The 21,866-nt window shown below is 41.4% G+C and carries 22 protein-coding genes; 16 read left to right on the top strand and 6 right to left on the bottom strand.

Going from position 1 to position 21,866, the window contains the following annotated elements; translation table 11 throughout:
- The first annotated feature begins 218 nt into the window (after positions 1-218).
- On the top strand, positions 219-530 hold the full coding sequence (locus V7201_RS09425) for a rhodanese-like domain-containing protein (protein WP_207500866.1): 312 nt from the start codon (positions 219-221) through the stop codon (positions 528-530).
- 57 nt (positions 531-587) lie between these two features.
- On the top strand, positions 588-773 hold the full coding sequence (locus tag V7201_RS09420; RefSeq protein WP_207500865.1) for a sporulation protein Cse60: 186 nt from the start codon (positions 588-590) through the stop codon (positions 771-773).
- 23 nt (positions 774-796) lie between these two features.
- On the opposite strand, the gene V7201_RS09415 is transcribed toward V7201_RS09420, so the two are convergent.
- Positions 797-2,065 (bottom strand): NAD(P)/FAD-dependent oxidoreductase, encoded by a 1,269-nt coding sequence (locus V7201_RS09415; RefSeq protein WP_335376515.1) that lies wholly within the window; start codon positions 2,063-2,065, stop codon positions 797-799.
- A 451-nt stretch (positions 2,066-2,516) separates the two neighbouring features.
- Here V7201_RS09415 and V7201_RS09410 point away from each other — a divergent pair, with 451 nt between their 5' ends.
- Positions 2,517-4,139 (top strand): putative polysaccharide biosynthesis protein, encoded by a 1,623-nt coding sequence (locus V7201_RS09410; RefSeq protein ID WP_335376514.1) that lies wholly within the window; start codon positions 2,517-2,519, stop codon positions 4,137-4,139.
- 41 nt (positions 4,140-4,180) lie between these two features.
- Here V7201_RS09410 and V7201_RS09405 read toward each other — a convergent pair whose 3' ends face one another.
- On the bottom strand, positions 4,181-4,408 hold the full coding sequence (locus V7201_RS09405; protein WP_335376513.1) for a hypothetical protein: 228 nt from the start codon (positions 4,406-4,408) through the stop codon (positions 4,181-4,183).
- Positions 4,409-4,806: 398 nt separating this feature from the next.
- Here V7201_RS09405 and V7201_RS09400 point away from each other — a divergent pair, with 398 nt between their 5' ends.
- Positions 4,807-5,526, top strand: a complete 720-nt coding sequence (locus V7201_RS09400) for a pseudouridine synthase (RefSeq protein WP_335376512.1) — start codon at positions 4,807-4,809, stop codon at positions 5,524-5,526.
- A gap of 58 nt (positions 5,527-5,584) precedes the next feature.
- Here V7201_RS09400 and V7201_RS09395 read toward each other — a convergent pair whose 3' ends face one another.
- Positions 5,585-5,806 carry a DeoR family transcriptional regulator gene (locus V7201_RS09395; protein WP_207500860.1) on the bottom strand — a complete coding sequence of 74 codons (222 nt, stop codon included), beginning with the start codon at positions 5,804-5,806 and terminating at the stop codon, positions 5,585-5,587.
- A gap of 550 nt (positions 5,807-6,356) precedes the next feature.
- Here V7201_RS09395 and pepV point away from each other — a divergent pair.
- From pepV to speD, 3 genes are all read left to right on the top strand, one after another.
- Positions 6,357-7,772, top strand: a complete 1,416-nt coding sequence (gene pepV / locus V7201_RS09390; RefSeq protein ID WP_335376511.1) for a dipeptidase PepV — start codon at positions 6,357-6,359, stop codon at positions 7,770-7,772.
- A gap of 78 nt (positions 7,773-7,850) precedes the next feature.
- Positions 7,851-8,705: a D-amino-acid transaminase gene (gene dat, locus V7201_RS09385; protein ID WP_335376510.1), complete on the top strand. Its 855-nt coding sequence runs from the start codon at positions 7,851-7,853 to the stop codon at positions 8,703-8,705.
- A gap of 241 nt (positions 8,706-8,946) precedes the next feature.
- On the top strand, positions 8,947-9,795 hold the full coding sequence (gene speD, locus V7201_RS09380) for an adenosylmethionine decarboxylase (protein ID WP_335376509.1): 849 nt from the start codon (positions 8,947-8,949) through the stop codon (positions 9,793-9,795).
- A 73-nt stretch (positions 9,796-9,868) separates the two neighbouring features.
- On the opposite strand, the gene cysK is transcribed toward speD, so the two are convergent.
- On the bottom strand, positions 9,869-10,804 hold the full coding sequence (gene cysK / locus V7201_RS09375) for a cysteine synthase A (protein WP_335376508.1): 936 nt from the start codon (positions 10,802-10,804) through the stop codon (positions 9,869-9,871).
- Positions 10,805-11,121: 317 nt separating this feature from the next.
- On the opposite strand from cysK, the gene thpR reads away from it, so the two are divergent.
- From thpR to V7201_RS09350, 5 genes are all read left to right on the top strand, one after another.
- A complete protein-coding gene (gene thpR, locus V7201_RS09370) occupies positions 11,122-11,697 on the top strand; it encodes an RNA 2',3'-cyclic phosphodiesterase (RefSeq protein ID WP_335376507.1) in 576 nt (191 codons plus the stop codon).
- Between the two features lie 36 nt (positions 11,698-11,733).
- Positions 11,734-12,711, top strand: coding sequence for an NERD domain-containing protein (locus V7201_RS09365; protein ID WP_335376506.1), 978 nt, complete (start codon positions 11,734-11,736; stop codon positions 12,709-12,711).
- 18 nt (positions 12,712-12,729) lie between these two features.
- Entirely contained in the window at positions 12,730-13,710 is a 981-nt protein-coding gene (locus tag V7201_RS09360) for a diacylglycerol/lipid kinase family protein (RefSeq protein WP_335376505.1), read from the top strand.
- The gene (gene pulA / locus V7201_RS09355; protein WP_335376504.1) at positions 13,697-15,847 is read left to right on the top strand and encodes a type I pullulanase; all 2,151 of its coding nucleotides are present in this window, start codon (positions 13,697-13,699) and stop codon (positions 15,845-15,847) included. Before V7201_RS09360 ends, pulA begins: the two co-directional genes overlap by 14 nt.
- 460 nt (positions 15,848-16,307) lie before the next feature.
- A complete protein-coding gene (locus V7201_RS09350; RefSeq protein WP_335376503.1) occupies positions 16,308-17,081 on the top strand; it encodes a phosphotransferase family protein in 774 nt (257 codons plus the stop codon).
- 8 nt (positions 17,082-17,089) lie between these two features.
- On the opposite strand, the gene V7201_RS09345 is transcribed toward V7201_RS09350, so the two are convergent.
- Positions 17,090-17,368, bottom strand: a complete 279-nt coding sequence (locus V7201_RS09345; protein ID WP_335376502.1) for a YtzH-like family protein — start codon at positions 17,366-17,368, stop codon at positions 17,090-17,092.
- A gap of 204 nt (positions 17,369-17,572) precedes the next feature.
- Here V7201_RS09345 and trmB point away from each other — a divergent pair, with 204 nt between their 5' ends.
- Positions 17,573-18,217, top strand: coding sequence for a tRNA (guanosine(46)-N7)-methyltransferase TrmB (gene trmB / locus V7201_RS09340; protein WP_335376501.1), 645 nt, complete (start codon positions 17,573-17,575; stop codon positions 18,215-18,217).
- Between the two features lie 336 nt (positions 18,218-18,553).
- On the top strand, positions 18,554-19,393 hold the full coding sequence (locus tag V7201_RS09335) for a YtnP family quorum-quenching lactonase (protein WP_335376500.1): 840 nt from the start codon (positions 18,554-18,556) through the stop codon (positions 19,391-19,393).
- Positions 19,394-19,410: 17 nt separating this feature from the next.
- Here V7201_RS09335 and V7201_RS09330 read toward each other — a convergent pair whose 3' ends face one another.
- Positions 19,411-19,725 (bottom strand): PepSY domain-containing protein, encoded by a 315-nt coding sequence (locus V7201_RS09330; RefSeq protein WP_335376499.1) that lies wholly within the window; start codon positions 19,723-19,725, stop codon positions 19,411-19,413.
- A 314-nt stretch (positions 19,726-20,039) separates the two neighbouring features.
- Between V7201_RS09330 and V7201_RS09325 the strand changes: the two genes are divergently transcribed.
- Positions 20,040-21,113, top strand: coding sequence for a M42 family metallopeptidase (locus V7201_RS09325; protein ID WP_335376498.1), 1,074 nt, complete (start codon positions 20,040-20,042; stop codon positions 21,111-21,113).
- An 87-nt stretch (positions 21,114-21,200) separates the two neighbouring features.
- Entirely contained in the window at positions 21,201-21,728 is a 528-nt protein-coding gene (locus V7201_RS09320) for a DUF84 family protein (RefSeq protein ID WP_335376497.1), read from the top strand.
- Positions 21,729-21,866 lie beyond the last annotated feature (138 nt).

Here is a 21,866-nt window from a genome sequence, read left to right as displayed (position 1 = left end):
CAATGTTGATTTTTAGCACCAAAAGCCCCGAGGAAAGCAAGTGACTGGTGCGGAAATCTACAGTCTGATTCAATAAAGTCTAAAATACGGTACCCGGTAGAGTTTATTTTTTGCTTAAATAAACGAGTTTTTCTATAATAAATAGGGGAAAATACATTATTGTTATGTATTTTTCGTGAAATGGAATTTTAAATACCTAAAAATCGGAGGCTACTACTATGAATAAAATTGAAACGATTTCTACTGAAGAACTTCAAAAGAAGCTTGAAGCTGGGGAGAAGCTTGAAATGGTTGATGTTCGTGAGCATGACGAAGTTGAATCGGGCATGATACCAGGTGCTAAACATATTCCAATGGGCGAAATTCCTGAGAGAATGGGCGAATTTGATAAGGATAAGGAATACATTTTTATTTGCCGTTCAAGCGCACGCAGCGGCAATGTTTGCCACTATATGAATGAGCAAGGTTACAAAGTCCGTAACATGGTTGGCGGAATGATGAGCTGGGGCGGAGAAACAAAGCGTCCATAATTATAAAATTCTGAAAATCTGGCCAGACTGGATGTTAAAAAGGAAGGAAGTTTAACCTTGATCCAGGTCAGAGTATTTGATCATGAGCATGAAAAAGATCTTGAACAAGAAATGAACCGATTTCTCGAGAAGCTGGATGAGAAGAAATTGCTGGACATTAAGTATAATGTCGCAGTCGTGCCAGAGGAATTGGAGGAGGAACAGATTTACTGTTTTTCTGCGATGATTGTGTACAGAGCCTGATTTTATCAGGCTCTGTTTTCATTTTATTTATGCAAGGCATGCTGCGCTGCATTCATACCGGCAAGCCGTCCTGTTACAAGGGCTGAGGTAATGTTGTATCCACCTGTGTAACCGTGGATGTCGAGGATTTCTCCGCAAAAATATAGGCCCATGGCTTTTTTTGAAGCCATTGTCTGCGGCTCGACTTCTTTAACTGAGACGCCTCCGCCTGTTACAAATGCTTTATCCAGGGGCAGGGTACCATTTACCTTGAACTCAAATTGCTTTACCGATTTAGCAAAGCTTCTGATTTTTTCATGGCCTAGCTGGCCGCCCTGCATAGCCGGGTCTATTTCATTTCGTTCCAGCAAAAACATGAGGTATCGTTCGGGAAGGAGCCCTTTAAGCAGATTTTTGACAGATTTTTTCGGTTCAGCCTTAATAAGCTTGTTAATCTCCTGGAATAACTCTTCTTCTTTCATGTCTGGGAGGGCGTCAAGGGACATGACAACTTCTTTTAGATCCCATTTTTGCATGGCTTTGACGACAAATTGGCTGCAGCGCAAAACAGCAGGTCCGCTTATTCCAAAGTGTGTAAAAATCATGTCCATCCTATGGGTGATCAGTGCCTTGCCTTTTGGATTCAATACACTGAGCGCTACACTTCTTAAAGATAGACCCTGAAGTACTTTTTCCTTGATAAAAGGTTCGCTTGAGGTGACAGGAACCTCAGTTGGAAAAAGTCCAGTAATTGTGTGTCCGGCTTTTTCAGCCCATGCATATCCGTCACCAGTAGAACCAGTATGGGGAACTGATTTTCCGCCAACAGCAATTATGAGGCTGTCAGCGTGAATCATTTCGCCGTTTTTCAGGTGAACTGCTTCAACCTGGCCATTCTTATAATCTACATCAGCAGCGGGGCTGTTTGTCTTTACCTCGACTTTTAATTCTTTTAGCTTTGTAAGGAGAGCATCTACAACAGATTGAGCCTTATCTGTGACAGGGAACATCCGGCCGTGATCTTCTTCCTTAAGCTGAATTCCCAGCCCTTCGAAAAAAGCAATTATATCCTCATTGCTGAAAATGTTAAGGGCGCTGTATAGGAAACGCCCGTTGCCTGGTATATGCTTGATAATTTCTTCAACAGGCAAGCGATTTGTCACATTGCAGCGTCCGCCTCCGGATATGGCCAGCTTGCGGCCGAGCTTGTCCCCTTTATCAATCAACAGAACCTTTGCGCCCTGTTCACCGGCTGCGATGGCAGCCATTAACCCTGACGGCCCGCCGCCGAGTACGATTACATCATATTTCATACTTTCACCATCTTTTCGAGTTCACTTTTATCAGCAGCTAACTGTGTTCATTTAATTTTTTAAAAATATCGCTAATTAAGTAACTTGCGACTTTATCATTATATAGTATCTTTCTCTTAAAAACATTGCCAGCATTGAGGGAATCCAAACAGGTAGCATTAAATTGAGTTGCTAAAGAACATATGGTGGATAATTATTAAATGGAAACTTCAGGTTTGCCTTATAGCAAAACCTTTGAAAACTGCTTCCATAAAACTCCTCGAAAACTGTCATCTAGAAAAGTAGCGGTTAGTTTAAAAGAAGAGTAAACTAGGGAATGCAGATTAAAAACTGTCATAATTGATAATTATCATAGTGTCTAATCTTGTTTGTGGTAAAATACAAGTTTGTAATCAGTTTTTTAAACCTAATCTTTTTATCATGTGAAAAGTAACTGTTAGGAAGGGATTCTATGTCATCAAAGCTTTTAAGAGGGACGTTTATTTTAACGCTTGGCACCATCATTTCCAAGGTACTGGGGCTGTTTTATGTCATTCCCTTCTACGCCATCGTTAAAGAACATGGTACCGCTCTTTATTCGTTTTCTTATATCCCCTATACGATTTTTATTAGTATAGCAACTGCTGGCGTACCGCTTGCTGTTTCAAAATTCATTGCTAAATACAATGCGATGGAAGAATATGCGGTTGGCAGGAAGCTGTTTAAATCTGGTCTTGTTGTCATGCTTGCGAGCGGAGTTATTTCTTTTCTGATTATGTATATCACAGCACCATTTCTTGCGGAGATTTCGATTAGTTCTACTAAAAAGGATCTGGAAATCAGTGTCGAAGACGTTACAACCGTTATTAGGGCGGTCAGCTTTGCATTGATTGTGGTTCCTTTTATGAGCTTGATCCGAGGGTTTTTCCAGGGGCACCAATCAATGGGACCTTCTGCAGTATCACAGGTTGTTGAACAGATTGTCAGGATTGTATTTTTACTTGCTGGTGCATATGTCGTCCTTAATTGGTTAAATGGAAGCCTGGTAACTGCAGTGAGTGTAGCGACATTTGCCGCTTTTATTGGTGCACTCGGCAGCCTCGCGATATTAGGATGGTATTGGTTTAAAAGGAAGCCTCATCTTGATGAGCTTTTAAAAGAGGATAAAGGTACGCTCGATATATCCCTAAAAGATATATACAAGGAAATATTGCTTTATGCAGCTCCATTCGTTTTTGTCGGAATAGCAAATCCTTTATTCCAATTCATAGATCAGATCACGTTCAGCAGGGCTATGGGCTCAATTGGCCTTGAAGACCAGGCGCAGGCTGCGTTTTCGGTCTTGAATTTTGAATCGCATAAGCTGGTGATCATTCCTGTATCACTTGCTACTGCCTTTTCGTTAACACTTGTACCAAGTATCACAAAGTCTTTCGTCGAAAACGACCGAAAGGGTATGAGACGACAGCTGGATCAGACCTTCCAGGTCCTCATGTATTTGACTGTTCCAGCCACAGTTGGACTGGCACTTCTTGCAGAGCCAATGTTTACTGTGTTTTATGAGCATAAGGATTTAGGCACAGAGGTATTGAGGACATACGCTCCTGTTGCGATTCTGTTTGCTCTCTATTCGGTGACTGCTGCAATCCTGCAGGGAATCAATGAGCAGCGATTTACGATTTTAAGTCTGCTGACCGGATTATTGGTCAAGCTAAGCTTGAATATCCCTTTGATAAAATTATTTCAAACACAGGGAGCAGTTCTATCAACCGCACTTGGGTACACAGCAGCAATTGTTATAAACATGTTTGTAATCAAAACTTTTGCAAGGTATCCTATGGGATTTGTCGCTCGAAGGATTGCATTGATCATTACCTTTTCTGGCTTGATGGCAGGGGTTACGATGGCATTCTATCAAGTGCTGGTCCAATTCCTTTCTCCAGCTTCAAAGTTCCAGTCGATTGTCATTATAGTTATCTCGGCAGTAGTTGGATCAGCGGTTTATTTTTACCTCGGGTTAAGGACCAAGCTTGTGGACAAGCTTTTTGGAGATCGTGTAACTAAAATCAAGCGTAAGCTAAGGCTGCCGGTATAATAGAAATGGCCTTCATGACTGAAGGCCATTTTTACATAAGATTAATAATAAAACTGCTGGCCATCTTCTCGGATGCCTAAGCGGCGCTCAATTCGATCAATCCTGCGGTCAAGCCTGTCGATTTGATTATTTAGTCTTTCGACCTGGCGCTCAAGGCGGTTTAATCTTTGCTCAAATTGTCCACCTGGGAATCCTCCTCCAGGAAACCCTCCACCTGGCACGCCTGGTAACGGGATAAACAATCCTTGACCTTGCTGACGGTAGTTCATAGTAGTCATCTCCTCGTTAATTTAAGGCTCTTTTCGTACATACTGTTGGATGTGAAAGGCATCCATCTCTAATGGAATAATGATAAGAATGTAAAGATGCCCTCCGAATTTTTATTCATAAAGGATTAATCTATCATGAGAAAAACTAATTGTATGCGAAAATGCCTCTTATAAAGTATGCTGTGTTAACCATCAATTTTGATTTTTAATCTCTGTTGTTTGTAGTGGAAGGCGCTTGTGACGAGGAGGCTCACCGCCAGCCCCGAGGAAAGCAAAGCGCCTGGAATGGAAATCAACAGCCAAGTTTAACACAGCCATAAAGTAAAGTATGATATTAGTCTATGTTGAAAAATGGAATAGGAATGGGCGCATGCCTAATAGATAATAGGAGGTTCGCGATGAGAATCGATAAAGTTCTTTCGAATCTTGGATATGGAAGCAGGAAAGATGTGAAGAAGCTTTTGAAAGACGGTGCCGTTAAAGTGAATAACGCAGTCGTTAAGGATGCAAAACAGCATGTCGATCCTAAGAAAGATTCTGTGACATTGAACGGGGAAGAAATTCAATACAGGGAATTTATTTATTTGATGATGAACAAGCCGCCAGGCGTCATCTCGGCAACAGAGGACAATCGTGATGAAACAGTCATCGACCTTCTTGAAGTCGATGACCAAGTATTCGAGCCGTTCCCTGTTGGCAGGCTTGATAAGGATACTGAAGGCCTCTTGCTGATCACCAATGACGGACAACTGTCTCACAGGCTTTTATCTCCTAAGAAACATGTTCCAAAAACGTATTTTGCTGTTATCGATGGAGAGGTGACAGACGAGGATATTGACGCATTCAAACATGGGGTCACCCTTGATGATGGATATGAAACGAAGCCTGGTGAGCTTGTTATTTTAAAATCAGGACTCACATCGGATATTGAGCTGACCATTACTGAAGGAAAATTCCATCAGGTAAAGCGAATGTTCCAGGCGGTTGGCAAAAGGGTAATCTACCTGAAACGATTGTCTATGGGACCGCTCGAGCTTGATGAAACACTCGAACTCGGTGAATACAGGGAGCTTACTGATGAGGAACTTGATATGCTAATGACGTACGAACCTAAATAACTTTTCGTGTTATACAAAAAAAAGAAATCGCCCAAATGCAGGCGATTTCTTTTTATATTTACGATGACATCTTTACCTTTTTCTGGGTCGTTGTCCATTTACCTCGGCTGGGACTTTTCACTAAGTCGTTATAAGCCAGGACATTCAAATCCCTCTGGATGGTTCGAGGTGTGATCCCAAACTCCTCTACAAGATCTTGAGTTGTGACAGTACCATTCTGACATATGAACATGTAGATGGATTTGATGCGGTTTATCATCCGGTTAGTCGAAGGTTTCAAACAACCACTCCCTATCCTTTATTAAACCCCTTGTCATTTTCCTGCAACCGACAACTGATTGAAGACGAATCCTCAAGTATGTAGTTTTCTTCTTTCCAGACAGCTCCTTTAGCGTCCTTTTTAAAAGGCAGTAAAAAAGATGTCCTACCTTTTGGACTATTTTAACGCTAAATAAAATAAAATTCCAGATAATTCACTGTATTTTACAAAAAAATAATAACTCGACGATTCACTTCCCCCTCTCTCATATTCTTTTTACTTAACGATATGGCTTTAAACAGGCTAAATATGACAAAAGATTGAAAATTAAGAAAAATAGCTTGAATATTTTAGACTGCCGAAAATGCTTTCTGAAAAAATGAGCCTGAAATTCCACAGAGTTTACGGCAAGAGCCAATAAAGAGTAAAATAAATTCAAGTTTTATAAAGGAGATAACAGACGGATTTGAGGTACAATAAGATTATTGAGCTGCTTAAACTTTCTCTATTAGGGAAATGGCATCCAAAAGAGAACAAGATTACATACAATTGCAATGTGGGAGGTATGAAGATGACGACAATCCAATGGATGAAAGAAGTAGAAAAAAGAGAAGCTGATCTGATAAAAGACGCCCAGGAACTCCTGAAAATTAAAAGTGTACTTGATGAAGAAAATGTTACTCCAGAGGCTCCACTAGGAGAAGGTGTAAAAGAAGCATTAGAATTTCTACTTCAATTAGGTGAAAAGGATGGTTTCACAGCCAAAAATGTTGGCAACCTTGCAGGCCATCTTGAATTTGGACAAGGTGATGAAATTGTCGGTATTCTCTGCCATGTTGATGTCGTGCCAGAGGGAGACGGATGGACAAGTGATCCGTTTAGTGCTGAAATTCGCGATGGAAAAATCTTCGCGCGTGGAGCAATCGATGATAAAGGTCCAACAATGGCTGCATATTATGCAATGAAAATTGTTAAAGAGTTGGGTCTGCCGCTGAACAAACGCGTAAGGATGATTATCGGTACAGATGAGGAAAGTAATTGGCGCTGTGTAGACCATTATTTTAAACACGAAGAAATGCCCGCTATGGGCTTTGCTCCAGATGCTGATTTTCCTATTATCTATGCTGAAAAAGGGATCGCAGACTATGATTTAGTGTACAAGCCTGCAGGAAGTGAAAAAACAGACTTTGATGCAGAAGTGATCGAGTTCTCTTCTGGAAGACGCTATAACATGGTACCCGACTTTGCCCAGGCCAGTCTTGTTGTCCAGGAGAGACAAACTGACCTTGTCCAGCGTTTTGAAGATTATAAAAAACAAAATGAACTCCAAGGAAAAGCGCATGTTGAGAATGGTAAGCTAATCCTTGAACTTGAAGGGGTTTCTGCTCATGGTATGGAGCCTAATAACGGCAAAAATGCCGGTCTCCATATGGCGAATTTCCTTTCACAGCTGAACCTTGACGGGAATAGCGGCAAGTTCTTTCAATTTGTATCAAAATACTTAGGCAAGGATTCCCGAGGCAAGGAGCTTGGCATCGCATATTCGGATGAAATTACGGGAGACTTGACGATTAACGTTGGTAAGCTATCCTATTCATCAGAGAACGGTGGGCGCGCCGGCTTGAATATGCGTTACCCAGTAACAACAAAGCTTGAAAAGACAAAAGAAATTCTTAATGGTGTTTTGGAAGCAGAAGAAATCACGATTGAAAATTTCTCCAACTCAAATCCGCATCATGTTGATGAAAACGACTTCCTCATCCAAACCCTTAAAAAGGTATATGAGGAGCAGACAGGTGAAAAAGCAGAGTTAATTTCCATTGGCGGCGGCACATATGCAAGGTCATTGAAATCCGGAGTAGCATTTGGCCCGCTATTCCCAGGAAGACCAGATATAGCCCACCAAAAAGACGAATACATGATTATAGAAGATCTCGTAAGAGCAACAGCAATATACGCACAAGCAATTTATGAACTAGCACGCTAACACACATTAAAACGTTAAAGCATTGGGGGTCAGACCCCCGGCAATGTGAAGCGTTAAAGTGATGGGGAGGGAATTTGGATGGAGTATGTGATTGTTAATGGTGAGGTTATGGACCGGGCTTCGGCGAAGGTTGATATTGAGGACAGGGGATATCAGTTTGGTGATGGTGTGTATGAAGTGATTCGGGTTTATAATGGCAAGATGTTCACGGGCACGGAGCATTTGAATCGTCTTGTGGAAAGTGCGAAAAAAATCCGGATGGAGCTTCCATACAGTCCCGAAACTTTGGCAGGCATGATGAAAGAGCTGATTGCCAAAAACGAATTGCAAACGGGGATCGTTTACATGCAGTTCACAAGAGGAACATCACCAAGAAACCATGTTTTCCCGGGAAAGGATGTTGCGCCAACTTTCGTAGCTTATACGCGTCAGGTAGCCCGTCCAGAAGAGTCTATGCAAAATGGAGTCCGGACAATCCTGGATGAGGATATCCGCTGGTTGCGCTGCGATATTAAGAGCTTGAACTTACTCGGCAATTTACTTTCTAAGCAAAAAGCTGCCGAAGCTGGCTGTTTTGAAGCGATTTTACATCGTGGGCAGACTGTGACTGAGGGAAGTCATTCTAATATTTCAATTATCAAAGATGGTGTGATCATCACCCATCCTGCAGATAACCATATTCTCAACGGAATTACGAGGCTAAAAGTCCTTGAGGTTTGCAAAAACAACCATATCCCGTTTGAGGAAAGAGCATACACACTCGAAGAACTTTACGCCGCTGATGAAGTTTTCTCATCCGGTACAACAGTCGAAGTAATGCCTGTTATTGAAATTGAAGGGAAGCCTGTTGGAAATGGTGAACCAGGATCAGTGACACGCCGCCTTCAAGAGCTATTCAAAGCTGAAATTACGCAGCAATGCGGACAAATCTAATATTTTATTAAGCCTGCAGCTGCAATGCTGCAGGCTTTTTTATAGGGAAAATGCATTTCTTTAGGCAGTTTTTAAACACAAACGATAATCCCCTTGATTCAGGTTTTGCCGCCGCTTTGTTTTTTATTGGCAGGAATGGGTATCATAAAAATATTTAAATCAGTATGATACCTGCTTGAAATCATGTCTTATGAACAATCACAGACAAAGCATAGCAGAATACCGAACAGGGGGAACACAGATGAAATTCACACCAGCACAGCATATCGAATTGCACGGATTTAATAACCTGACGAAATCATTGAGCTTTAATATGTATGACATCTGTTATACGAAAACAAAGGAAGAGCGAGAAGCTTATCTTGAATATATCGACGAACAGTACAATGCCGACAGGCTGACGAAAATCCTGACACATGTCTCCGATATAATCGGTGCTCATGTGCTGAATGTGGCAAAGCAGGACTATGTGCCGCAGGGAGCGAGTGTGACGATTCTCGTTTCTGAGGGTCCGGTCGTCGAAGTTCCCGAGGAAGCATATGATGAATCTCCTGGTCCACTGCCTGACAATGTGGTTTTACAGCTTGATAAAAGCCATATTACCGTGCATACGTATCCAGAATACCATCCTGACGAGGGAATCAGTACGTTCAGGGCAGATATCGATGTATCGACATGCGGGGAGATCTCGCCGTTAAAGGCGTTGAATTACCTGATTCATTCCTTCGAAACCGATGTCATAACAATCGATTATAGGGTAAGGGGATTTACACGTGATAAGGATGGCAACAAATTGTTCATCGACCATGATATCAGTTCGATTCAAAACTATATCCCAGATAATATCAAAAATCAATTCGACATGGTCGACGTCAATGTATATCAGGAAAATATTTTCCACACAAAGTGCAAGCTGAGAGAATTTGATTTAGATAATTATCTCTTCGGTTATACGAAGGAATCATTATCTCCTGAAGAACGAGAAGAAATTACCGAAAGACTCCAGGCTGAAATGGAAGAGATCGTCTCCGGAGTGACGCTCCATTCTGGTACCATTTTTGAAGATGAAGATGAGAATGATGAAAAATAATAAAAAGCTGCGGGAGTGGAATCCCGCAGCTTTTGTACGTATTAAATGAGACAGCTATAAACAAATCTCTTACTTATTCTTCAAACTTAAAAAGGTCGCTGGACAAGTACCTTTCGCCCGTATCGCATGCGATGCAGATAACAACTTCATCAGGTTTCATGTGTTTGGCGACATTGATGGCTGCGAAAGCAGCAGCGCCTGAAGATGGTCCCACAAGGATGCCTTCCTCTTTTGCAAGCCTTCTTGCTGTCTCGTAAGCATCTTCATCTTCAATCTTATGAATCTTTTCGTAAACATCCTGATTGAGGATTTTAGGGATGAATCCCGGGCTGGTACCGACAAGCTTATGCTTGCCAGGTTTGCCTCCGGAAAGCACAGGCGACCCCGCAGGCTCGACGACATGCACATGTAAATCTGGAAATTCCTCCTTAAGTGCCTCGCCTGTACCCGTGATGGTTCCGCCGGTCCCAGCAGTTGCAACAAAAGCGCTAAGAGGCTTTTTTAGTTCTTTCATGGCTTCAATGATTTCTAGTGCAGTAGATCTTCTGTGGGCATCCGGATTAGCATCATTTTCGAATTGCATTGGCATGAAGCTGTTTGGGATTTCTTTTAAAAGCGCCTCAGCTTTTTTTATCGATCCAGGCATTTTTTCATCGCCTGGGGTAAGCACTACTTCTGCTCCATATGCCTTTAATAAATTGATTCTTTCGATTGTCATAGTGTCTGGCATGACAAGGATTGCTTTATAACCTCTTGCTGCAGCATTCATTGCCAGACCGATTCCCGTATTTCCGCTCGTTGGCTCGATTATGGTGGCCCCTGGCTTAAGCTTACCTTCGTTTTCGGCAGTGATGATCATGTTAAAGGCTGCTCTGTCTTTAACACTCTTGCTTGGATTGAAATATTCAAGCTTCAAATAGACGGAAGCGCCTCCCTCGGGTGCCAGATGATTTAATTTGAGAAGAGGGGTTTCCCCTATTAATTCGGCGATATTATTGACAACTTTCATGGCAATAGCCTCCTTGCTGAATGTGCTTAAGCTTTAGTATTTACATAAAAATGTTTTTGCATAGATTGTTGATTATTTCCCGCATATGGTCCGTTTTGGATAAAAACGATTTTTAGTTGCACGAAAAAAGTCTTGCCACAATCGTGAATAATTGATTATAGGCCAATCAAAAATAATGTTACCTTCTTATTATCATACAAAAATTTAACTATTCCTATCAACTTGTAGGGATTAAAATTCATATTAAGGAATATCTGCCAAAACAACAAGTCATTTGCTACAATTAATTCATGTACAAGAAAGGGTGTATAGTGTCAATGGAGCAGCATGCACATTTTTTCTATGCTTTGGAACTGCCAGTAGAGGTTAAAGAAAAACTTGAGAAAGCCAAAAGTGAACTGCAGGAAGCATTGCCTTTCAAGACATGGGTTCACCCTCAGGATTTACATATCACCCTGGCATTTCTCGGAAATGCTGGAGCACCGCAAATTGATGCTGCCAATAACCTGATTGATTCTGCACTTAGCAGCCAATTCAAATTTGAGTTAGCAATTGATCATCTCGGTATATTTGGCCGTAAGGATTCACCAAGGATTTTTTGGGCGGGCCTCGAGGAATCCAAGAGCTTAAGCGTGGTTAGAGAAGATGTATTTTCGGCATGCCTTTCTGCGGGTTTTAAACTTGAGACGCGTCCGTTCAGCCCTCACATCACGTTGGCAAGGAAATGGACTGGAGAGTCTTCATTTACATACAAATTACTCGAAGAGAAAAATCCTTTCAAAGATGAAAAAATAAATTTTCATGCTGAAAGAGTCGTTTTGTACAGGACTCATTTAGGGAAAAGTCCGAAATATGAACCACTTACAATATTCCCGCTTGCATCCCGTTCGTAAGCTTAACGGGGAGTAAGTTCAAAGGAAGGGAACTAAATGGCACAATTAATAAAGCTGCAAGACTATGTATCACGCTATGCACAGGATATCTATCTTTATCCTTCAAGATTTGTGCGTCTAAAGAAAAAGCAATGGGAAGGAATAAAGGAGAAATGGGAAAACGGTCCTGTTCAGCCCAAAGAGATAAATGGCTATGGGCAGCCAGAGGAACTATCCAGTACCATTTTTCAGAAGATTAAAAGTATAGTACGCCAGTCTGACACACCTCAGTCTGAACTTAAGGAAATTTCTCCAATCAGCCTGGAAGATGATCAGGATACTATGATAGACGATCATGAATTAGAGATGATGAACAAAATCCAAACAATTGAGGGATTGAAGCAGCATTTTCTAAACCAACTACTGCCATTCCAGCTTAAATGGGCTAGTTCTACATTGACGGAAAAATCGTTTATTGGAAAAGAGTTCGCCAATGATCCAACATTGAAATTCTTGCTTCAGCGTTTTCCAGACACTTTTCTTATTTTATATAAACCTATTTTCTTACTAAAAAAAGCTCCAGTAGAGGCTGAGTTTATCATGATTACCCCAGGGGCAGCTATTTGCATTTCTTTTATAGAGGAAGAAGAAAATGCTGTGTTTGTGGGCTCGAAGGATCGTTTCTGGATTAAGAAGACGAAGAATAAACAAACAAAAATCCTGAATCCTCTAACCGCGCTTAACAGAACCGAAAAAATCGTCAAGACGCTCTTTGACATGCATGGAGTTGAATTACCTGTACAAAAATTGCTGCTCTCAAGAAATGGCTTTATTGATTATCCGCTTGCACCATATGGTGTCCAGTTAATCGAAAAACGAAATTATGATGAGTGGTTCTCTGCTTTGAGAGGTACGAAATCTCCTTTAAAGCATATGCAATTAAAAGCAGCCCAGATTCTTTTACAATACTGCCAGACAACTTCAATTAGAAGACTTGAGTGGGAAAGCAGCCCAAGACAAGGTGACCAAAATTAGGGTAAAGGTTGAATCAATATGGATAAGATCTATTTTATTGTCAATCCAAATGCAAAGAATGGGAGCTGCCGGGAGATTTGGAGAAACATAGAGAAAAATTTAAGCGAACTTAGAACCCCCTTTCTAGCTTTTTTTACAGAGTATCCTGGACATGCGACAGAGTTGGCAGAGTCAATTGCGCGAAAGGCCAAGGGTAAGCCGATCACGATCGCTGCAGTAGGCGGAGATGGGACTCTTCACGAAGTGGTGAATGGAATAGCAGATAAGTCAAATGTGTCATTGGGATTCATACCAGGAGGTTCTGGAAATGATTTTTCAAGAGGCTTTGCTATTCCTAAAAAAGCTGCAGCGGCGCTCCGTTTATTAATTGAAAATCATTCAAAGGCCAGCCATTTAATTGATCTCGGAAAAATTCAGCACAATGAATTACAGGAAACATATTTTATGAATAATATGGGTGTAGGCTTTGATGCCGTGGTTTCAAAGGAAGCGAATGAATCCGAAATGAAGCGGCTTCTCAACCGTTTTTCGTTGGGCAGGCTAGTCTACGTGTACATCCTGATAAAAAAATTACTCACGTTCCGCTGCATCCCAATTCGTATAGCTGTAGATGGCAAGGAGTATAAGTATGATGCCGCCTGGTTTGTAACCGTTTCAAATCAGCAATATTATGGCGGCGGAATGAAAATTGCACCTGAGGCCCTGCCTGATGACGGTCTTCTGGATGTCACTGTCGTGCACAATCTGTCAAGATGGAAGCTGCTTATCATCTTCATAAGTGTCTTTTGGGGAAAGCATACATTTTTCCGGGAAGTGGAGCAATTCACCGGAAAGTCTATTTCAATTCGTTCTGAAAATAAAGTTTTGACACATGCAGATGGGGAAGTAATTGGGATGACACCTTTGCAGATCGAAACTTGTCCAAATGCATTAAAAATAGTTTCAGGAAAAAGCAAAGCATGGCCTACCGAGGAGTTGAAAATAGATGATTGCCATTGAACGGAAGTTTAACGCCTATCTCGATCAAATAAATCATATTACCGTATTGCTTCCATTTACTTATTTTGAAGGAACTTCTAATAAGTTCAGCATAAAGGGAGAAGGCGTTGATTTGCCTTTGGCAATTGAGGAAAAGGTTTATCTGGAGCATGTTGTAAAATATATTTGCACATCGAGTGTTGAACTTGTAATAGGGCGCCAATATATCATAATGGATGAACATGGCGGAGAAACGGATCTGCAAATCGGAGCGGTGATCAGAACAGAAGAATTTGACAAGTTATTCTATTATGACGGCAATGACTTGGGGGTTCATTTTACTTCGGGAAAAACAGCATTTAAACTATGGGCTCCTACTGCTTCAAAAGTAAAGCTTAAGCTTTTTAAAAATGAGGAGACGACGCACGAGCTTATCTCTATGGATCGAGTGGATAAGGGGATCTGGAGCATCGCAGTTGACCGGAACCTTGAATCTTACCAATACACATTTTTAGTCTGCGTTAACCTTGAATGGCGAGAAGCTGTCGACCCTTATGCCACCGCCTTAACTGCAAATGGAGAATATGGGGTCATTATTGATAAAGAGAAAACGAAGGTTCCGATGGTCGATCTTCCTCCATTTAGCAGTCCAACAGATGCTGTCATATATGAAACGCATATAAGGGATTTAACGATTCATCCAAACAGTGGAGTGAACAGCAAAGGGACATATTCAGGTGCTGCTGAAATCGGTACGGTCAGTCCAAGTGGAATGATGACCGGACTTTCCTACATCAAAAGCCTGGGTGTCACACATATTGAGTTTTTGCCTTTTCACGATTTTGAAGGCGTTGACGAGTTGGACCGCAACAGTTCCTATAATTGGGGTTATAATCCTATCCATTTTAATGTTCCTGATGGCAGTTACGCTTCTAATCCCGAAGACCCCGTTAATCGGATTATCGAGTTGAAACAGCTTATTTCGGCTGTTCACAGCCTGGAATTAAGGGTCATCATGGATGTCGTCTACAATCATGTTTACATCCGGGAAGATTCGTCTTTTGAAAAAATAGTCCCTGGATATTATTTTAGACATAATGAACATGGACTTCCTTCGAATGGCACAGGGGTAGGGAATGATTTTGCATCAGAAAGATTGATGGCAAGGAAATTCATTATAGATTCCGTATTGTACTGGCTGAAAGAATACAAGATTGATGGCTTCCGCTTTGATTTGATGGGAATCCTTGACGTGGAGACAATGGAGGCAGTGAGGAAGGCAGTGGATGCCATCGACAGCAACACGCTGATCATCGGTGAAGGCTGGGATCTCAATACCCCGCTCCTGCCAGAACAGAAGGCGAACATTGCCAATCAGGCAAAGCTGCCACGAATAGGCCAATTTAATGATTTGTTCAGGGATACGATAAAAGGAAGTACTTTCAATTTATACGACAGAGGCTACGCATTGGGAAATGACCGTGTAATAGAATCTGCCAAACAAGTGCTAGCCGGCAGCATCGGCATCGGAAAGCGAAGACATGGATTATTCCTGCAGCCAACACAGTCGGTGAATTATATAGAATCGCATGATAACCACACCTTGTGGGATAAGCTGAAAATTTGTGAACCTGACGAAGATGAGAGCGTCTTAAAGAAGAAGCACAGGTTAGCCACTTCGATCGTGCTGCTCTCACAGGGCATTCCATTTTTGCATAGCGGCCAGGAATTTTTCCGGACGAAAAAAGGGATTGGAAACAGCTACCGTTCACCAGATAATGTGAACTGGCTAGATTGGGATTTGCGAGATGCGAATCTTGAATATGTAGATTTTATAAAAGGGCTCATTAGTATCCGAAAAATGAATGCAGCGTTCCGATTTTCTGAAAGTGAACAAATACGCCAGCATATATCCTGTTTATCTTTGCCTTCACCTTTAATTGGTATTTCGATTGGAGACATCGGCCATTTGGGTAGTTGGGAAAATATATTAATATTTTTTAACCCCTCACTAACCCAGCAGCTTGTGGAGCTTTCTGAAAGTGCAAGCTGGAATGTCCTTGCTGACCATGAAAGAGCTTCCGCTGTTCCGTTCCGCCATATCGAGGGGGATAAGGTATTGTTGGAACCTTGCTCGCTCCTGATTGCAGCAAAGTGATTGAGCCTTGATATTATATAGCCCCAGCGATCTGCCCAACGAAAGGCAGGCTGCACCAGTACCATTGCTGCAGAGGACAGGGGGTACACAGTCAGCTAACGCTGGTCGGGCTTGAACATGAAATTTCCAGCACAGATGTTGCGAGAGGAGTGCCGGTTTTTAGCGGCATTTCTAAAAAATCTGTTCACTCTTTTCAAATGATAACTTTTTCACAATATTAAATTGAGGTTCATGGGGTTGACGAAGGAAGCCTCTAGGAGATAAAATTTATAAGATAGCTATTGTATGTGAATTTTTCTATCAATAGCTGTCTTTTTACTTTTAACCAAGTATAACTTTACCAAGGCGCTTGCGCTTTTCTAATTTCCGATAATAAGAACAACAGTGAATTTATATTTTATAGATACATTTCCGGTTTTTTAGCATAAGGGAAATAGTGATAAATTGAAGGTGACTAACTTTGGAACATTTATTTGGACAGGATTGGGAAATCGTTCCTGCTGGCGGCGCAACTGGTGCTGCTTATTTTGCACAGCATGAAGAACAAAGGCTGTTTTTAAAACGTAATTCGTCCCCTTTTCTTGCTGTACTCTCCGCAGAAGGAATCGTACCCAAGCTTGTTTGGACTAAAAGGTTAGAAAACGGAGATGTTATAACTGCACAGCAATGGATGAATGGAAGAGAGCTGAAACCCGGAGATATGCATGATGACCGGGTGGCCAAGCTTTTAAAGAAGATCCATGCGTCTGAACCTTTGCTAGGCATGCTTACCAGGCTAGGCAAAAGTCCTTTGCAGCCTGAGATGATCCTGCATGCATTAAACGAGGAACTGGATGAAGAGCTTCGGGGAAAGCAGGCAGTGAAAGATTCGATGGAGTTTCTTACAGAAAACGTGGGAAATGTCGACTTTCATGAAAAGGTGGTTTGCCACTGTGACGTTAATCATAACAACTGGCTGCTTACTGAAGACAACCAGTTGTATTTAATCGATTGGGATGGCGCGATGATTGCTGATCCTGCCATTGACCTTGGCCTTCTTTTATATTCCTACATACCCAAAGAGTCATGGGAAGAATGGCTCGAAATGTATGGCATCAGTCTGACAGAAAAACTCAAGCAAAGGATGAAGTGGTATGCTCTTGCGCAATCGCTTTCGTCCATTCAATGGCACAAAAACCAAAATCGCATTCCTGAAATGGATAAATGGATTGAATTTTTAAAAGCACTTTTTTAATTCTTTATTTATGAAAACTGACCAATATCATCTACCCATTGGGATAATTGATTTTGGTTGGTCTGGATATGCTGCTCCAAATCCGAGGCGTTGACCCCGTTTTGGCTGTAGTGATAAACATCCTGTAAAATTGATTTTATATTGCCATCTACATTAGTGTTGACCATCAAAGACTTAATGAGACGTTCCAATTGCTGATACTCCGCAACCGATCCGCAGCAGTCAGTCTGCTGGTTGCTTAATATATCCTTTAATAAATTTACCTGGTCATGGTGGCTTAAAGGCACACTGATCACCCTTTCGTTTTAAAAGGAATTCACCATTATAGTGTGAATTCCTTTTTGCGTTTATGCATCAAGCCCGACCTTTTCATCTGGAAACAGTCGTTTAATAATCTGCCAAATACCATCTTTAAAGAAAATTTCACCTTGAAAACATATGGGTTGCATGATATCGTTTGAAACGAATGAAAATAGTACAGAGGTGTAAGTATGAGATTAAGACATAAGCCGTGGGCAAAAGATAAATTGCAGGAATACTCCAACTACGTGGTCCAGGAACCTGAAAAGTTCCGTGGAAACTGGGGCGAAGCATTTGAAAAAAAACAGCCGATACACATTGAAATCGGAACGGGAAAGGGCCAGTTCATCACAGGAATGGCAAAAGCGAATCCTGACATTAACTACATCGGGATCGAATTGCAGGAAAGTGTCATCGTCAGTGCACTGGACCGTTTAATTGAAGCAGAGCTGCCAAACTGCAAGCTGATGAATGTGAACGGAGCGGAACTTGCTAAATACTTCGAAAGCGGAGATGTCAGCCGCGTTTATTTGAACTTCTCTGATCCATGGCCTAAAACTCGCCATGAAAAGAGAAGATTGACATTTAAATCTTTCTTGGAAGTGTATGAAGCCATCCTTGTGAAAAATGGAGAAATTCATTTCAAAACTGATAACCAGGGTTTATTTGAATACTCACTTGTCAGCTTTTCACACTATGGCATGCTGCTGAATTATGTAAGCCTTGACCTTCATAACAGCGATTACGAAGGCAATATCATGACAGAATACGAAGAGAAGTTCTCTTCTCGAGGCAGCAGGATATATCGCTGCGAGGTTCAATTTATAGCTGAATAAAGAATACGAAAAAACCGGTCGAACCTTATCGATCGGTTTTTGTGTTAGCTAGGATATTGTCCATTAGCGCTGAAGAACAATTACTGAGGGGCAATCATCTCCGGGACCCTAACTGAATTGTCTTTTAAAATTTGGAAAAAAGTGCAGATAATATCCAGTTCGCCAAAAAAGTTGTGAACTTCGCCAAAATATCGATGTTAGAAGCTTCTTTTTTAACATGTTAGACCCAAAAAATGTGAATTTGAATTAGAGGAGCCTGAAATGAGATTATGTATAAGAGTATTTATTTAAAAATTTAGAATTGCGGTGTTACAATCAATAAAAAGGGGGATGCATATGGAAAAGCTTAAGCTTCGGAATGTTAAACTCGAATGGCTGAACGGAGGAGTTACTCATCTTGATGGTGGCGCAATGTTTGGGGTTGTCCCGAAACCGTTATGGTCACGCAAATATGCTGTGAATGAAAAAAACCAGATTGAACTGCGTACAGATCCAATTTTGATCCAGGCTGAGGGAAAGAACTTCCTTGTCGAAAGCGGTATGGGTAATGGAAAATTGAATGAGAAACAAAAACGCAATTTTGGCGTTCTTGAGGAATCGAGCCTTGATTCAGAACTGAACGACTTGGGCTTATCGCCTGAAGATATCGATTACGTATTGATGACTCACATGCATTTTGATCATGCCTGCGGGTTGACGAAGGAATTGAATGGGGAGCATGTATCTGTTTTCCCCAATGCTAAAATCATCACATCGAAGATTGAATGGGATGAGATGCGCAGCCCGAATATCCGTTCAAAAAGTACATATTGGAAAGAAAATTGGCAGGGAATCGAACAGCAAGTTGAGACGTTTGAGAAAGATTGGTCTTTTGGGCCAATCAAAATGATTCATACTGGCGGTCATAGTGATGGACATGCCATTTTAATCATTGAGGATGAGGATATGACTGTGATTCATATGGCCGACATCATGCCGACCCATGCTCACCAGAACCCTCTTTGGGTAATGGCTTATGACGATTATCCAATGGATTCGATTTTTGCTAAACAAAAGTGGCTGGAATACGGAATCAGCAAAGATGCGTGGTTTACTTTTTACCATGATGCAGTTTACCGTGCGATTAAATTTGATAATGAAGGCAAAATAACAGAGACAATCGAACGAAAAAAATAGACCTGCATCTGCAGGTCTTAACTTAAAGGATACGTATCGAGAATGGCTCCTGTAGAAGCGTCAGCGATAAATTCATACTGCTCTACCTGGCCATCCACATTTCGGGAGATTCCACCTTTATAAACCTGATATTCAAGAGGCGGCTTTGTGTACAATTCTGCCTTCATATTGATCCATGAGCCGCTGATTGGACCTGATTTTTTAAAAACTGATTTTGCATGATTCAGCACTTTGTCAGCTGAAACAGTTTCCTTCTGGGAAGCAAGTTCCTTTACAGCATAAGCACCTGCAAGACCAGCACCGACGCCAATGAAAAAGATTTTCCAGTTCATAGTCAAGTACCCCCAAGGTTATATATGGATTTCAAGATACCTACATCATAACAAATCAGCATGATCGAGCAAAGAAATAATACACATGACTATATAATGAATGGTGTTATTAGAATTATGCTGTTTTTAAGGAGAAGGTTGATTTTTAGCACATGTTGATTGGAGTAGAAAACAACATCCATTTTTCACAGCGCATAGAAAAAATCGGAATGACTTGATTAAGACTGGCAAGCATAAACAATAATCTGTAAAATACATTGTATAAATACATAATCTTTAGGTAATCTAAATTTTTGGTGAGAAGGAGCAATGAGATGAACGAGCAAACATTAAGCCTTTTTAAAACATTGACTGAATTACCTGGTGCACCGGGGAACGAGCATGCAGTGCGCAGTTTTATGCGCGAACAATTAGGACAATACTCAGATGAATTGATACAGGATAAATTAGGCAGTGTATTCGGAGTGAAAAAAGGTGACCCGAACGGTCCGAAAATCATGGTAGCAGGTCATATGGATGAGGTAGGCTTCATGGTTACCTCTATTACGAAAAATGGGATGATTCGTTTTCAGACACTTGGCGGATGGTGGAGTCAGGTTCTGCTGGCCCAGCGTGTCCAGATCATCACAAAAAACGGACCGATTACTGGAGTGATTGGTTCTATCCCTCCTCACCTTTTGGATGAGTCTAAACGAAACAAGCCAATGGAAATAAAGAACATGCTGATTGATATCGGTGCAGATGACAAAGAGGATGCCATCAATATCGGTATCAAGCCCGGTCAGCAAATTGTTCCTATTTGCCCATTCACTCCGATGGCAAATGAGAAAAAGATTTTGGCTAAAGCCTGGGATAACCGGTATGGGTGCGGACTGGCAATCGAATTGTTAAAAGAAACAAAAGATATCCAACTCCCTAATATGCTTTACTCTGGTGCGACAGTGCAGGAAGAAGTTGGTCTTAGAGGAGCACAGACTGCAGCCAATATGATCGATCCAGACATATTCTTTGCGCTTGATGCAAGTCCGGCAAATGATATGTCAGGTGATAAAAATGAATTTGGCCAGCTTGGAAAAGGTACCTTGTTAAGAATTCTCGACCGCTCAATGGTCACGCACCGCGGGATGAGAGAATTTATCCTTGATATGGCAGAAACTCACAATATCCCATACCAGTACTTTGTTTCACAGGGCGGCACCGACGCCGGAAGAGTCCATACATCAAACGAAGGAATACCAAGTGCGGTAATTGGGATTTGCTCACGTTACATCCATACAGCAGCCTCAATGATTCATGTTGATGATTATGCTGCAGCAAAGGAATTGCTCGTCAAGCTAGTGAAAGCATGCGATAAGACAACCGTGGAAACAATTAAAAACAATAGCTAAGACTTTTCTAGAGTGGTTTGATGAAGAAATATGAAAGAGGCAGCTGAAAAACTGCCTCTTTTTCTTGAGTTTGGAAGGAGATAAAAAATGAAAATAGCAATCGGTTCAAAGAATCCAGCTAAAATCACTGCAGTTGAGGAAGCCTTTAAAGATCATCATTTTGATATCATGGCAGTTGACGCAGCATCAGGTGTAAGTGAGCAGCCAATGTCTGACGAAGAAACGATTAAAGGTGCGATTAACAGAGCGATTGAGGCGGCAGAAAAAGCAGGAGCCTCAATCGGCATAGGACTTGAAGGTGGAGTCCAGCAGACCCCGCATGGACTGTTGCTTTGCAATTGGGGAGCATTGGCCGTTAAAGGGAGGAAGCCAATAATTGCTGGTGGAGCAAGGCTTCTGCTACCTGAAGAAGTTGCCGAGAAGGTATTAGCAGGTAATGAGCTAGGTCCTGTAATGGAAGAATATGCGAATCAACAGAATGTCCGTAAAAAAGAAGGCGCAGTGGGCATTTTTACAAATGGCCAGGTAAATCGAAGCGAAATGTTTCTACATGTCATGAAACTGCTCGCAGGACAATACGAATATCAAACAGGGCAAGATGAAAAGACAGTCTGATGGACTGTCTTTCAACTGTAGACAAACTCGGAAAAATAGGTCCACGACAGCTTTTTATTCAGTTGAGCCATGATGTTGAAAAATCTCTTATGGCCATTCGAGTAAAAAATCATTTAACAAGTGGTCGTTATAAGTGCT

Source organism: Bacillus sp. JJ1122 (assembly GCF_036964885.1).
In the GTDB taxonomy this organism is placed as follows: domain Bacteria; phylum Bacillota; class Bacilli; order Bacillales; family Cytobacillaceae; genus Mesobacillus.
Note: the sequence above shows the minus strand (reverse complement) of the source record. Positions and strands in the feature narration are given on the sequence as shown.